The sequence below is a fragment of the Sphingomonas sp. M6A6_1c genome, assembly GCF_053345135.1.
In genome coordinates, this window is sequence record NZ_JBKEZO010000001.1 from 587,655 (window position 1) to 601,383 (window position 13,729).

The following is a 13,729-nucleotide window of genomic DNA, read 5'->3' on the forward strand; positions in this document are numbered from 1 at the left end:
GGAGCCGATGGTAGACAGACGAGGACAGCCGCTTTCGCGCGACGCGATGGCATACGTGCTGGCGGGCGGGCGCGGCAGCCGGTTGATGGAGCTGACCGACACGCGCGCCAAGCCCGCGGTGTATTTCGGCGGCAAGAGCCGGATCATCGACTTCGCGCTGTCGAATGCGATCAATTCGGGCATCCGCCGGATCGGCGTCGCGACGCAATACAAGGCGCATTCGTTGATCCGCCATCTCCAGCGCGGCTGGAACTTCCTGCGCCCGGAGCGCAACGAGAGCTTCGACATCCTGCCCGCCTCGCAGCGCGTGTCGGAGTTCCAATGGTATGAGGGTACCGCCGATGCGGTGTTCCAGAACATCGACATCATCGAGACGTATAACGTCGAGTATATGGTGATCCTGGCCGGGGATCACATCTACAAGATGGATTACGAGATCATGCTCCAGCAGCATTGCGACAGCGGTGCGGACGTGACCGTCGCCTGTATGGAGGTGCCGCGGATGGAGGCGGTGGCGTTCGGCGTGATGCACGTCGACGAGACCGACCGGATCATCGACTTCGTCGAGAAGCCCGCCGATCCCCCCGCGATCCCCGGCCAGCCCGATATCGCATTGGCCAGCCTCGGCATCTACGTCTTCCGCACCAAGTTCCTGATCGAGCAGCTCAAGCGCGACGCCGCGACCGAGGGTTCGGCACGCGACTTCGGCAAGGACATCATCCCCTATCTGGTCGAGCATGGCGTCGCGCAGGCGCATCGCTTCTCGAAGAGCTGCGTGCGGACCAGCGAGGAGCCGGCGGCCTATTGGCGCGACGTCGGCACGGTCGATGCCTATTGGGAGGCGAACATCGACCTCACCGATATCATCCCGCAGCTCGACGTCTACGATCACGAATGGCCTCTCTGGACCTATTCTGAGATCACCCCGCCGGCGAAGTTCGTCCATGACGAGGACGGGCGGCGCGGTTCGGCGGTGTCGAGCCTCGTGTCCGGCAATTGCATCGTCTCTGGCTCGGCGATCCACCGCAGCCTGTTGTCGACGGGCGTGCGGGCGCACAGCTTCTCGTCGCTCGACGAGGCGGTGGTCCTCCCCTATTGCCATATCGGCCGCAACGCGCGGTTGAGCCGCGTCGTGATCGACCGCGGCGTCGTCATCCCCGACGGGCTGGTCGTCGGCGAGGACCCCGAGCTGGATACGCGCCGGTTCCGGCGGACCGACAAGGGCATCTGCCTGATCACCCAGCCGATGATCGACCGCCTCGATCTGTGACGCTCTCCGTCCTCTCGGTCGCCTCGGAGGCGTTCCCGCTGGTCAAGACCGGCGGGCTCGCCGACGTGGTGGGCGCGCTGCCCGATGCGCTGGCGCCGCATGGCGTCGCGACGACGACGATGATCCCGGGCTATCCGGCGGTCGGCAAGGCGGTGAAGGGGGCGAAGGTCGTGCGGCGCTGGCGCGACCTGCTCGGCGTCGAGGCGCGGCTGCTCAGCGCGCGGATCGGCGAGCATCCGCTGCTGGTGCTCGACGCGCCGGCGCTGTTCGCGCGTCCGGGCGGGCTCTACGACAAGCCCGACGACTGGCAGCGCTTTGCGGCGCTGGCGCGGGCGGCGGCGGAGGTGGCGCAGGGCTATGACGTGCTCCACGCGCACGACTGGCAGGCGGCGCTGGCGCCGGCCTATCTGCGCTACCGGCGCACCGCACAAAGCCGTACCGCCAGCGTGATGACGGTCCACAACATCGCCTTCCAGGGCCAGTTCGGGGCGGAGGTGTTCGCCGGGCTGGATTTGCCGGACGAGGCCTATGCGATCGACGGCGTCGAATATTACGGCGGTGTCGGCTTCCTGAAGGCAGGGCTGGAGGCGGCCGATGCGATCACCACGGTCAGCCCGACCTATGCCGCGGAGGTCCGCGAGCCGCGGTTCGGCATGGGGCTGGAAGGGCTGATCGAGACGCGGCGCGACCGCGTGCACGGCATCGTCAACGGCATCGATCCCGCCGTGTGGAACCCCGAGACGGACACCGCCCTGCCGAGCCGCTTCACCGCGCGGGCGCTCGGCCGGCGCAAGGCGAACAAGCGCGCGGTCGAAAAGGTGTTCGGGCTCGACAAGGGCGACGGCCCGCTGTTCACCGTCATCAGCCGGCTGACGTGGCAGAAGGGCATGGACGTGCTCGTCACCTGCCTCGACGAACTGGTCGCCGGCGGCGCGCGGCTGGCACTGCTCGGCTCGGGCGATGCGCATCTGGAGGCGGCGCTGCTCGCCGCGACGGCGCGCTATCCGGGGCGGATCGCGGTGACGATCGGCTATGACGAGCCGCTGTCGCACCTGTTGCAGGGCGGCGCGGACGCGATCCTGATCCCGTCGCGCTTCGAGCCGTGCGGGCTGACGCAGCTCTACGGCCTCGCCTACGGCTGCGTGCCCGTCGTCGCGCGCACCGGCGGGCTCGCCGACACGGTGATCGACGCCAACGAGGCGGCGCTCGCCGCCGGCGTCGCCACCGGCTTCCAGCACGGCGAGGCGAGCCATCATTCGCTCGGCCACGCGATCCGCCGCGCCATTGCCGCTTACGCGCGCCCCGATCTATGGTGCGCGATCCAGCGCAACGGGATGCGCGCCGATTTCTCCTGGTCGGAAAGCGGCCGCCGCTATGCCGACCTCTACAAGAGCCTGACAGGAACCGCATGATCCGTACCGTCGCCAGCCAAGCCTATTCCGACCAGAAGCCCGGCACGTCCGGTTTGCGCAAGAAGGTCACCGTCTTTCAGCAGCCCGATTATGCCGAGAACTTCGTCCAGGCGGTGTTCGACGTGATCGACGGCAAGGACGGCGCGACTTTGGTGATCGGCGGCGACGGCCGCTTCCTCAACCGCGAGGTGATCCAGAAGGCGATCCGCATCGCCGCGGCGAACGGCTTCGGCCGCGTCGTCGTCGGGCGCGGCGGGCTGCTGTCGACCCCGGCGGCGAGCAACATGATCCGCATCCGCAAGGCGCTGGGCGGGCTGGTGCTGTCGGCGAGCCACAATCCCGGTGGGCCGACCGAGGATTTCGGGATCAAATACAATATCGCCAACGGCGGTCCGGCGCCCGAACAGGTCACCGAGGCGCTGTACGAGCGGACGAAGACGATCGATCGCTGGCTGACGGTCGATGCTGACGACCTCGATCTCGATACCTTGGGCGAGGTGACGGTCGGCGACATGACGGTCGAGGTGGTCGACCCGGTCGCGGATTATGCCGCGCTGATGGAGCAACTGTTCGACTTCGACGCGATCCGCGCCGCCAAGCTGACGATGGCGTTCGATGCGATGAGCGCGATCACCGGGCCCTATGCGACCGAGATCCTGGAGAAGCGGCTCGGCTTCGCGGCGGGCACGGTGCGCAACGGCGAGCCGCTGGAGGATTTCGGCGGGCATCACCCCGACCCCAATCTCGTCCACGCGCACGAATTGTACGAGACGATGATGGCGGCGGATGCGCCGGATTTCGGCGCGGCGTCGGACGGCGACGGCGACCGCAATCTCATCATCGGGCGGGCCCGGTTCGTGACGCCGTCGGACAGCCTTGCGATGCTCGCGGCGAACGCGCATCTCGCGCCGGGCTACAAGGCCGGCCTCAAGGGGATCGCGCGGTCGATGCCGACCAGCGCCGCGGCGGATCGCGTCGCGGAGAAGCTGGGCCTGCCGATCTTCGAGACGCCGACGGGGTGGAAGTTCTTCGGCAACCTGCTCGACGCCGGCATGGCGACGATCTGCGGCGAGGAGAGCGCGGGCACCGGATCGGATCACGTCCGCGAGAAGGACGGGCTGTGGGCGGTGCTGCTGTGGCTCAACATCCTCAGCGTTCGCGGCGAGTCGGTCGACGCGATCGCACGCGATCACTGGGCGACCTATGGCCGCAACTATTACGCCCGCCACGATTACGAGGGCGTCGAAAGCGCGCGCGCCGATGCGCTGATGGCCGAGCTGCGCGGCAAGCTCGGCACGCTGGCGGGGACGGAGGTCGCCGGGCTGAGAATCGCGGCGGCGGACGATTTCGCCTATACCGATCCGACCGACGGCTCGGTGAGCCGCAACCAGGGCGTGCGCATCCTGTTCGAGGGCGGCAGCCGCGTGGTGTTCCGCCTGTCGGGCACCGGCACCAGCGGCGCGACGTTGCGGGTGTATCTGGAGCGCTACGAGCCCGCGGGCGGCGATCTCGATCGCGAGACCGGCGAGATGCTGGCGGATATCGTCGCGGCGGCGGATGCGATCGCCGGCATCGTGCAGCACACCGGACGGACCGAGCCGGACGTCATCACGTGAGCGACGCGCCCGCGCTGGGCGCGATCTTGTACGATGGCGGAGTCCGGTTCGCGGTGCGCTCGGCGACGGCGGTGACGCTGTGCCTGCGGGTCGGCGCGGTCGAGCGGCGGGTGGCGATGGCCGGTGCCGACGGCATCTGGTCGGTGGACGTGCCGGGGATCGAGGCCGGCCAGCGCTACGGGTTCCGGGCGGCGGCCGATCCCGCCAAGCTGCTGGTCGATCCCTATGCCATCGAGCTGGACCAGGCGTTCATTTATGATCCGCAGCTCGGTCAGCCGGGAACCGAGACGGGCGTGCTGGTGCCTTGGGGCGTGGTGGTCTCGTCCGATTCCGCGCGCCGTACCCCGGCGGAGGCCGGGGTCCAGTTGGGGGACGGCAGCGACTTGCCACCGAGGCCTTCCCAACTGGGCCCCGGCCTCCGCCGGGGTTTCGAAGGGGATGAGGCCGGCGCCCTCCCCCCGCCGCTCTTCACGCCCGGCGGCTTGATCTACGAGCTCAACGTCCGCGGGTTCACGATGCTGCATCCCGAGGTGCCGGAGGCGCAGCGGGGGACGATCGCGGCGCTCGCGCATCCCGCAGTAATCGAGCATCTGCAACGGCTGCGGGTGAGCGCGATCGAGCTGATGCCGATCGTCGCATGGATCGATGAGCGGCATCTCCCGCCGCTCGGGCTGCGCAACGCCTGGGGCTATAATCCGGTGGTGCCGATGGCGATCGATCCGCGGCTGGCGCCGGGCGGGATCGCCGAGCTGCGCGAGACCGTCGCGGCGCTGCGTGCGGCGGGGATCGGCGTGATCCTCGACCTCGTCTTCAATCACACCGGCGAGAGCGATGTTTACGGGCCGACCCTGTCGCTGCGCGGTTTGGACGAGCGGCTGTATCATGCGCATGCCGACGACGGCACGCTGATCAACGACACCGGCACCGGCAACACGCTCGATTGCTCGCGACCCGAAGTGCGCGCGCTGATCCTCGCCAGCCTGCGGCATTTCGCGCGGCTCGGGGTCGACGGCTTCCGGTTCGATCTGGCGCCGGTGCTGGCGCGCGGGCCGGGGTTCGATCCGCACGCGCCGATCTTCGCCGAGATCGCCGCCGACCCCTTGCTCGCGAGCCGCATCATGATCGCCGAGCCGTGGGACATCGGGCCGGACGGGTATCAGCTCGGGCGTTTTCCGGCGCACTGGCTCGAATGGAACGACCGCTATCGCGACGATGTCCGGCGCTTCTGGAAAGGCGACGGCGATGCGGGCGCGCTGGCGACGCGGCTCGCCGGATCGGACGACGTGTTCGGCGGCGGCGACACGCGCAGCGTCAATTTCATCGCGGCGCACGACGGCTTCACGCTCGCCGATACCGTCGCCTATGCCGAGCGGCACAATCACGCCAACGGCGAGGACAATCGCGACGGCCACGGCGACAACCATAGCTGGAACAACGGCGTCGAAGGGCCGAGCGACGATCCCGCCGTCGTCGCCCGTCGCGATGCCGACCGGCGCGCCTTGCTGGCGACGCTGTTCGCGTCGCGCGGCACGATCCTGCTGACCGCGGGCGATGAATTCGGGCGGACGCAGGGGGGCAACAACAACGCTTATGCGCAGGACAATGCGATCGGCTGGGTGGATTGGGCCGGGCGCGATCGGGCGCTGGAGGATTTCGCCTGCGCGCTGGCGGCATTCCGCGCGGCGGCGGGTCTGGATCGCGTCGCGCCCTATGACGTGCCCGACTGGCGGCGGCTGGACGGTGCACCGATGCGGCAGGATGATTGGGCCGGCGCCGACGGCTTCGCGCTGCGCTTGCCCGACGGCGAGCGGCGCGTCACATTGCGGGTCGATCGCCGGGCGCGGCGCGTGACGCTGGGCCATGGCACGCTGTTGGAGAGTCGCGCATGATCCGTCCCTTGATGCTGTCGCTCGCCGGCCTGCTCGTCGCCGCCGCACCGCTGTCGCCGGCGCAGCGCTTCGGTCCGCTGTTCCGCGACGTGCAGATGCGGCAGGTCTTTCCGGATTCGAAGACCTTCGCCGATGCCGAGCCGCGGCGGGGCGATGCTGCGATCCTCGCCGATTATCGTCGCTGCGACTGCAAGGACGATGCCGCGCTGAAGGCGTTCGTGCTCGCCAATTTCACCTTGCCGGTGACGCCGGCGGCGCCGCCGCCGTCGCGCAAGCTGGGGCTCGCCGAGCATATCGACGTGCTGTGGCCGCAACTGACGCGGACGCTGCCGACCGTGCCGGCGGGATCGTCGGCGCTGCCGCTGCCCAAGCGCTTCGTGGTGCCGGGCGGGCGATTCCGCGAGATGTATTATTGGGATAGCTGGTTCACGATGCTCGGGCTGCAAGTGTCCGGGCGGCAGGATCTGGTCGAGGACATGGTCGCCGACTTCGGCAGCCTGATCGATCGCTACGGCCGCATCCCCAACGGCACGCGCAGCTATTATCTCAGCCGCTCGCAGCCGCCGTTCTTCTACCTGATCGCCGGCCTGTCGAAGGACACCGCGACGCTGGCGCAGCGCACGGCATGGATGCGCGCCGAGCATGATTTCTGGATGGCGGGGGCCGCCGGGCTGCGGCCGGGCGGCGAGAACGCGCGCGTGGTGCGACTGACGGACGGGTCGCTGCTCAACCGCTATTGGGACGAGCGCGACGATCCCCGCGACGAGAGCTATCGCGAGGATGCGTCGCTGGTCGCGGCGACGCCGGGGCGCGATGCGAAGGCGATGTACCGCGACCTGCGCGCCGGCGCGGAGAGCGGCTGGGACTTCAGCTCGCGTTGGCTCGGCGACGGGCGGACCCTGGCGACGATCCGGACGACGCGGATCGTGCCGGTCGATCTCAACAGCCTGATGTACGGGATGGAGCGCAGCATCGCCGACAATTGCCGCCTGCTCAAGGATGCCGGCTGCGCCGCTACGTATGCGGCGGCGGCGGATGCGCGGGCGAAGGCGATCGCGGCGCATCTGTGGAACGCCGCGGGCTATTATGCCGATTACGACCTCGACGCGCGCCGCGTCGCCGACGGTCGGACCGCGGCGATGGCTTACCCCCTGTTCGTCGGCCTCGCTTCGGCGGAGCGGGCGAAGGCGACCGCGCAGGCGCTCGCGCCGCTGGTCGGCGAAGGCGGGCTCGGTACGACCGCGGTCAAGACCGGGCAGCAATGGGACGAGCCCAACGGCTGGGCGCCGCTGCAATGGATCGCGATCCAGGGCCTGCGCCGCTATCGCGAGGATGTGCTGGCGAAGCGGATCGCGACCAACTGGCTGGCGACGGTCAGCCGCGAATATGCGGCGAGCGGCAAGCTGCTCGAAAAGTACAATGTCGTCGAGCGGCTGCCGGGTGGCGGCGGCGAATATCCGCTGCAGGACGGCTTCGGCTGGACCAACGGCGTGACGCGCGCGCTGCTCGCGGCGGGGGATGCCCCGCCGCGCTAGGCGCTACATCGGCGGCATGTCCGCCGGCATCAGATTGTGGTCGAGGTGCGCCATGATCCAGATCGAGCCGATCAGCACCAGCCCGACGATCAGCACGCCGAATGCCAGAGCAAGCACGTTGTTGGTATTGTCCGGCCCGCTGGTGACGTGGAGGAAGAACACGAGGTGGACGCCCATCTGCGCGATCGCCAGCGCGATCAATGCCACCGGAATGCCGGGACCGTAGATCACCCCGCTATGCACCGCCGCGAACGAGGCGATGCTGAGCACCGCTGCCAGTACGAAGCCGGCGACATAGGTCATCACCTTGGCGCGGATGTCGCCCGTTTCGCTGCTGCCCTCACCGGGCGCGCGATCGTCGTCCAGGTCGCTCCTGTCGCTCCGGTCGCTCATCGCGCCACTCCCAGCAGATAGACGGTGGTGAACAGCGCCACCCAGATGATGTCGAGCGCGTGCCAGAACAGGCTGAAACAGGCGATGCGGCGGACGATCTCGTCGCGAAAGCCCTTGGCCTGCACCTGCGCCATCATCGTCGTCAGCCAGACGAGGCCGAGCGTGACGTGCAGGCCGTGGCAGCCGACGAGCGCGAAGAAGGCGGACAGGAAGGCGCTGCGCTGCGGCCCGTTGCCCTCGCCGATGAGATGCAGGAACTCATAGGCTTCGAGGCCGAGGAAGCCGGCGCCGAGCAACGCAGTCGCCGCCATCGCGATCTGGAACCAGGCGCGGTTCTTCGCTTCCACCGCGATCCCCGCCATGCCGCAGGCGAAGCTGGAGGCGAGCAGCAAGGCCGTCTCGGCGCCGACCAGCGGCAGCTCGACGATGTCGCGCGCTGCGGGGCCGCCGGCCGTCGCCTTGGCCAGCACCGCATATGCGGCGAAGAAGCCGGCGAACATGATGAAATCGGTGAGCAAGAAGATCCAGAAGCCGTAGGCGACGACGATCCGCTTGGGCGCGGGACCGCGTTCGCTGGGCGCCGTCTCGCCGCGGCCGAGCTTGTGCGGATCGCCGCTCATGCCGGCTGGTCCGCGGGGATGTCGAGCAATTCCGCCTTGGCGGCGCGGCGATCGCGATCGAGCCGTTCGGCCTCCGCGGCGCTGATCTCGGTTTCGTTCTCGTCGCGCCACGCGAAGACGACGAAGGTCGCCCAGGCACCGAGGAAGCCCAGTCCGAACAGCCACCAGATATGCCAGACCGCGGCAAAGCCGAGCGCGGTGGTGAAGAAGGCGGTGACGACGCCGGTCGGCGAGTTGCGCGGCATGTGGAACGCCTCATAGTTCGGCCGCTCCGACAGTTCGCGGTTCTCGCGCGCGGTCGACTTGATGCCCCAATAGGCTTCCTCGCCCTTCACGTCGGGCAGGACCGCGAAATTGAACGGCGGCGGCGGCGAGGTGGTGATCCATTCCAAACTGCGGCCGTCCCACGGATCGCCGCTGGTGTCGGCGAGGTCCTTGCGGTTGCGGATCGAGACGTAGAGCTGGATCACCTGGCACGCCATGCCGCCGGCGATCATCAGCGCACCGAAGGCGGCGGCGATCAGCCACGGCTGCCAGCCCGGCACGTCGTAATGCTGCATCCGCCGCGTCATCCCCATCAGCCCGAGCACGTAGAGCGGCATGAAGGCGACGTAGAAGCCGATCACCCACAACCAGAAGGCGCGCTTGCCCCAGCGTTCGTCGAGCGTGAAGCCGAAGGCCTTGGGAAACCAGTAATTGTAGCCGGCAAAGGCGCCGAACAGCACGCCGCCGATGATCACGTTGTGGAAGTGCGCGACGAGGAACAAGGAATTGTGCAGCACGAAATCGGCGGGCGGCACGGCGAGCAGCACGCCGGTCATGCCGCCGATCACGAAGGTGATCATGAACGCCACCGCCCACATCATCGGCACGTGGAAACGGATTCGGCCGCCGTACATCGTGAATAGCCAGTTGAAGACCTTCACCCCGGTCGGCACCGCGATGATCATCGTCGTCACGCCGAAGAAGCCGTTGACGTCGGCGCCCGCACCCATCGTGAAGAAGTGATGCAGCCAGACGATGAACGACAGGATGCAGATCACCATCGTCGCGACGACCATCGACCGATAACCGAACAACGGCTTGCTCGAAAAGGTCGAAACGACCTCGCTAAAAACGCCGAACGCCGGCAAGATCAGGATATAGACCTCCGGGTGTCCCCATGCCCAGATGAGATTGACGAACATCATCTGGTTGCCGCCGGCATCGTTGGTGAAGAAGTGGAAGCCAAGATAGCGGTCGAGCAGCAGCATCGCGAGCGTCGCGGTAAGGATCGGGAAGGCGGCGACGATCAGCAGGTTGGAGGCGAGGCTCGTCCAGCAGAACATCGGCATGCGGGTATAGCCCATACCCGGCGCGCGCATCTTGAGGATGGTGGTGACGAGGTTGACCCCCGACAGCAAGGTGCCGACGCCCGAAATCTGTAGCGCCCACAGATAGTAATCGACGCCGACGCCGGGCGAGAAGCGCAGCTCTGACAAGGGCGGATAGGCGAGCCAGCCGGTCTTGGCGAATTCGCCGATGACGAGGCTGAGGTTGATGAGCAAGGCGCCGCTCGCGGTCAGCCAGAAGCTGACGTTGTTGAGGGTCGGGAAGGCGACGTCGCGCACGCCGAGTTGCAACGGCACGACGAAGTTCATGAGGCCGATGACGAACGGCATCGCCACGAAGAAGATCATGATCGTGCCGTGCGCGGAGAAGATCTGGTCGTAATGTTCGGGCGGCAGATAACCGGGATTGCCGTAGGCGATCGCCTGCTGGCTGCGCATCATCGCCGCATCGACGAAGCCGCGCATCAGCATCAGCAACGCGAAGATGCAATACATGACGCCGATCCGCTTGTGATCGACCGAGGTGATCCACTCGTTCCAGATATAGGGCACGTGACCGGCGCGCCACGTCCAGACCAGCACCGCGAGGATGCCGCTGCCGACGACAGCCGCGGCGATCAGCGGGATCGGCTGGTCCCAGGGGATCGAATGCCAATTGAGCTTGCCGAACATGCTCAATTCTCCCGCCCGCCGTTGTCGACTTCATGCACCGGCGCGCCCGCTTCCCGCACGGCGGCGGCGAAGAAGCCCGCCGGGACGCTGCCGTAAGCGAAGGGCTTCACATTGCCCCGCTGACGCGCGAGCGCGTGATAGCTGTCGCCGTTTAGTGCAGGCCCCCGCCCCTTCGTCCCCGCCGCCCAAGCCGCGAATTGCTGCGGCGGTACGGCGTCGACGACGAAGTCCATGTCCGAAAACCCCTCGCCGCTATAATGCGCGGACAGGCCGGGGAATTGGCCGGGCTTGTCCGCCATCAGGTTCAGCTTCGCCTCCATGCCCGACATCGCGTAGATCTGGCTGCCCAGCCGCGGCACGAAGAAGCTGTTCATCACCGTCGCGGAGGTGATGCGGAAGTCGATTGGCGTGCCGGCGGGGACGATCACGCGGTCGACGGTGGCGATGCCCTGTTCGGGATAGACGAACAGCCATTTCCAATCGAGCGCGACGACCTGGATGACGATCGGCTTCTGCTTCGACGCGAGCGGGCGGCGCGGGTCGAGTTCGTGCGCTGCGATCCAGCCCATCCCGCCGAGGAAGATGATGACGAGCAACGGCACCGACCAGACGAGCAGTTCGAGCTTGCCGGAATAGGCGAAATCGGGGCGGCGTTTGGCGCGGGCATTGCCGGCGCGGAACCACCAGGCGAAGGCGATCGTCGCGACGATCACCGGGACGACGATACCGAGCATCACCGCAAGCGAATTGATCAGCAGCGTCTTCTCGCCAGCGGCCACCGGGCCGGCGGGATCGAGCAGCGCGGGCGCGCAACCGCTCAACCCGAGCGCGGTCGAGGCGATGGCGATCGGTTTCAACATGCGGTCGACGGCAAGCAGATCATCGGGTCCCTTCACGGAGCCGTTGTGACGGTTCTCCTTGATGGGGCCAACGGATGGGGGTGCGGGTGGTTTCGTCGGGTGACGAACTATTGCCGGTGGCGGATGTGTGGAAGATTTCTGCGCCCCGCCCACGGTGCTCCTGCGAAAGCAGGAGCCCAGGAGTCTTGGGCGCCGTAAGACGTTGTATTGCTTGGCCCTAGGCTCCTGCTTTCGCAGGAGCACAGTGCTGGTTACCGGAGAGGCAGACGTTCGCCGACGTGCGAACCAATGCGGGGTGACGGAGTGGCTCAAGACGCACGTTCGCGCCGTCACGCTTACAGCATCGGTGGAGCCGCAGCCTTCTTCTCGCGCCGCCACGCCAGCGACTGGCGGTTCAATGCGGCGAGGTCGACCGTTCCGTCGATCGCCCCCTGCCCGAGCGACACCGCACGCTCCAGCAGGTCCGCCGCGATGAACCGATATGCCGGGCGCGCGCGGACGGCGTCATACCACACCCCGCCGACCGCGGCGTCGAGCAGGATGCGCTGGAAACAATGATCGGCGCGCACCGGCCACGAACGAAGACCCGCGAGACCGGGCAGGGTCTCGCGGGTCAGCGTCAGCCATGCGGCTTCGAGCGCGGCGCGGTGGGTATCCGCGCCCGCCATCGATCAGATGTGGATCGGCTTGCCGGTCACCGCCATCGCCGCTTCCTTCATCGCCTCGGAATGCGTTGGGTGGGCGTGGCAGGTGTAGGCGATATCCTCCGACGTCGCGCCGAACTCCATCGCCTGCGCGGCCTGCGCGATCATCGTGCCGGCGACGCTGGCGATCGCCCAGACGCCGACGACGCGATCGGTCTTGGCGTCGGCGATGATCTTCACGAAGCCGTCGGGCTCGTGATTGGTCTTGGCGCGGCTGTTGGCCATCATCGGGAACTTGCCGACCTTGATCTCGCCCTTCGCCTTGGCGGCTTCCTCGGTGAGGCCGACGCCGGCGAATTCGGGCAGCGTGTAGACGACGCTCGGGATGATGTCGTGATTCACGATGCCGGTCAGGCCGGCGATGTTCTCGGCGACCGCAATGCCTTCGTCCTCGGCCTTGTGCGCGAGCATCAGGCCCGGCGCGACGTCGCCGATCGCCCAGATGCCGGGCACGCTGGTGGCGAAATCATGGTCGATCTCGACCTGGCCACGCGCGTTGACCGAAAGGCCGGCGGCTTCGAGGTTGAGGCCGTCGGTATTCGGCTTGCGACCGATCGCGAGCAGCACCACGTCGGCCTCGATCGTCTGCGCCTCGCCGCCGGCGGCAGGCTCGACGGTCAGCGTCGCGGCATCGCCGTTGACCGCGACGCCGGTGACCTTGGTCGACAGCTTGAATTCGAAACCCTGCTTCTTGAAGATCTTCTGCGCTTCCTTGCGGACGTCGCCGTCGAAGCCGGGCAGGATCTGGTCGAGATATTCGACGACGGTGACCTTCGCACCGAGCCGGCGCCAGACGCTGCCGAGCTCTAGGCCGATCACGCCGCCACCGATGACGACGAGATGCTGCGGCACCTTGGCGAGTTCCAGCGCGCCGGTGCTGTCGACGATCACCTTCTGGTCGACGGTGACGCCGGGCAGCGGCGTGACAGACGAGCCGGTGGCGATGACGATGTTCTTGGCGCGGACGGCCTTACCGTCGATCTCGACGCTGTCCTTGCCGGTGAAGCTGGCGCGACCCTTGAGCCATTCGACCTTGTTCTTCTTGAACAGATATTCGATGCCGCCGGTCAGCTGGTTGACCGCATCGCGGCGCTGGCCGTGCATCGTGTCGAGATCGAGCTCGGCGGTGACCTTAATGCCCATCTTGGCCATCGTACCGTTCGAGGCGGCATCGAAGAATTCGGACGCGTGCAGCATCGCCTTCGACGGAATGCAGCCGACGTTGAGGCAGGTGCCGCCGAGCGTCTCGCGGCTCTCGGCGCAGGCGGTCTTGAGCCCGAGCTGCGCGGCGCGGATCGCGGCGACATAGCCGCCGGGGCCGGCACCGATCACGAGGACGTCATAGTCGTATTGCTGTTCGTCAGCCATTTCAGGTCTCCTCCCCGGCGCAGGCCGGGGTCCAGTTGGGGGACATATGGGAAGAGCGT

Annotated in this window: 11 protein-coding genes; 5 read left to right on the top strand and 6 right to left on the bottom strand. The window is 67.6% G+C overall.

All coding sequences use genetic code 11. From position 1 onward, the window contains the following. The first annotated feature begins 7 nt into the window (after positions 1-7). The 5 genes from glgC to treA are packed head-to-tail and all read left to right on the top strand — an operon-like array spanning position 8 to position 7,722. Positions 8-1,270 carry a glucose-1-phosphate adenylyltransferase gene (gene glgC, locus ACLBWH_RS02650; RefSeq protein ID WP_322849378.1) on the top strand — a complete coding sequence of 421 codons (1,263 nt, stop codon included), beginning with the start codon at positions 8-10 and terminating at the stop codon, positions 1,268-1,270. After that, the gene (gene glgA, locus ACLBWH_RS02655; protein WP_447796560.1) at positions 1,267-2,682 is read left to right on the top strand and encodes a glycogen synthase GlgA; all 1,416 of its coding nucleotides are present in this window, start codon (positions 1,267-1,269) and stop codon (positions 2,680-2,682) included. Before glgC ends, glgA begins: the two co-directional genes overlap by 4 nt. Beyond that, positions 2,679-4,298, top strand: a complete 1,620-nt coding sequence (locus ACLBWH_RS02660) for an alpha-D-glucose phosphate-specific phosphoglucomutase (protein WP_447796562.1) — start codon at positions 2,679-2,681, stop codon at positions 4,296-4,298. The genes glgA and ACLBWH_RS02660 overlap by 4 nt, the downstream gene beginning before the upstream one ends. Further along, positions 4,295-6,187: a glycogen debranching protein gene (locus ACLBWH_RS02665; protein ID WP_447796564.1), complete on the top strand. Its 1,893-nt coding sequence runs from the start codon at positions 4,295-4,297 to the stop codon at positions 6,185-6,187. Before ACLBWH_RS02660 ends, ACLBWH_RS02665 begins: the two co-directional genes overlap by 4 nt. Then, positions 6,184-7,722 carry an alpha,alpha-trehalase TreA gene (gene treA / locus ACLBWH_RS02670; protein WP_447796566.1) on the top strand — a complete coding sequence of 513 codons (1,539 nt, stop codon included), beginning with the start codon at positions 6,184-6,186 and terminating at the stop codon, positions 7,720-7,722. The genes ACLBWH_RS02665 and treA overlap by 4 nt, the downstream gene beginning before the upstream one ends. Positions 7,723-7,725: 3 nt before the next feature. Here treA and cyoD read toward each other — a convergent pair whose 3' ends face one another. The 6 genes from cyoD to lpdA form a co-directional block, all read right to left on the bottom strand. After that, positions 7,726-8,115, bottom strand: a complete 390-nt coding sequence (gene cyoD, locus ACLBWH_RS02675) for a cytochrome o ubiquinol oxidase subunit IV (RefSeq protein ID WP_322849383.1) — start codon at positions 8,113-8,115, stop codon at positions 7,726-7,728. Next, positions 8,112-8,735, bottom strand: a complete 624-nt coding sequence (cyoC, locus tag ACLBWH_RS02680) for a cytochrome o ubiquinol oxidase subunit III (protein WP_322849384.1) — start codon at positions 8,733-8,735, stop codon at positions 8,112-8,114. Before cyoC ends, cyoD begins: the two co-directional genes overlap by 4 nt. Further along, positions 8,732-10,738 (bottom strand): cytochrome o ubiquinol oxidase subunit I, encoded by a 2,007-nt coding sequence (gene cyoB / locus ACLBWH_RS02685; RefSeq protein ID WP_447796568.1) that lies wholly within the window; start codon positions 10,736-10,738, stop codon positions 8,732-8,734. Before cyoB ends, cyoC begins: the two co-directional genes overlap by 4 nt. Positions 10,739-10,740: 2 nt before the next feature. Then, entirely contained in the window at positions 10,741-11,634 is an 894-nt protein-coding gene (cyoA, locus tag ACLBWH_RS02690; RefSeq protein ID WP_447796569.1) for a ubiquinol oxidase subunit II, read from the bottom strand. A 299-nt stretch (positions 11,635-11,933) separates the two neighbouring features. Beyond that, positions 11,934-12,266: a GCN5-related N-acetyltransferase gene (locus ACLBWH_RS02695; protein WP_447796571.1), complete on the bottom strand. Its 333-nt coding sequence runs from the start codon at positions 12,264-12,266 to the stop codon at positions 11,934-11,936. A gap of 3 nt (positions 12,267-12,269) precedes the next feature. Then, entirely contained in the window at positions 12,270-13,670 is a 1,401-nt protein-coding gene (lpdA, locus tag ACLBWH_RS02700) for a dihydrolipoyl dehydrogenase (RefSeq protein WP_447796573.1), read from the bottom strand. Positions 13,671-13,729 lie beyond the last annotated feature (59 nt).

What these genes read in the sequence shown, in the direction of transcription:
- ACLBWH_RS02660 (WP_447796562.1), top strand. Translation starts at nt 2,679, where the DNA reads ATGATCCGTACCGTCGCCAGCCAAGCCTATTCCGACCAGAAGCCCGGC.
- cyoD (WP_322849383.1), bottom strand. Translation starts at nt 8,115, where the DNA reads ATGAGCGACCGGAGCGACAGGAGCGACCTGGACGACGATCGCGCGCCC.
- ACLBWH_RS02695 (WP_447796571.1), bottom strand. Translation starts at nt 12,266, where the DNA reads ATGGCGGGCGCGGATACCCACCGCGCCGCGCTCGAAGCCGCATGGCTG.
- cyoB (WP_447796568.1), bottom strand. Translation starts at nt 10,738, where the DNA reads ATGTTCGGCAAGCTCAATTGGCATTCGATCCCCTGGGACCAGCCGATC.
- treA (WP_447796566.1), top strand. Translation starts at nt 6,184, where the DNA reads ATGATCCGTCCCTTGATGCTGTCGCTCGCCGGCCTGCTCGTCGCCGCC.
- glgC (WP_322849378.1), top strand. Translation starts at nt 8, where the DNA reads ATGGTAGACAGACGAGGACAGCCGCTTTCGCGCGACGCGATGGCATAC.
- cyoC (WP_322849384.1), bottom strand. Translation starts at nt 8,735, where the DNA reads ATGAGCGGCGATCCGCACAAGCTCGGCCGCGGCGAGACGGCGCCCAGC.
- lpdA (WP_447796573.1), bottom strand. Translation starts at nt 13,670, where the DNA reads ATGGCTGACGAACAGCAATACGACTATGACGTCCTCGTGATCGGTGCC.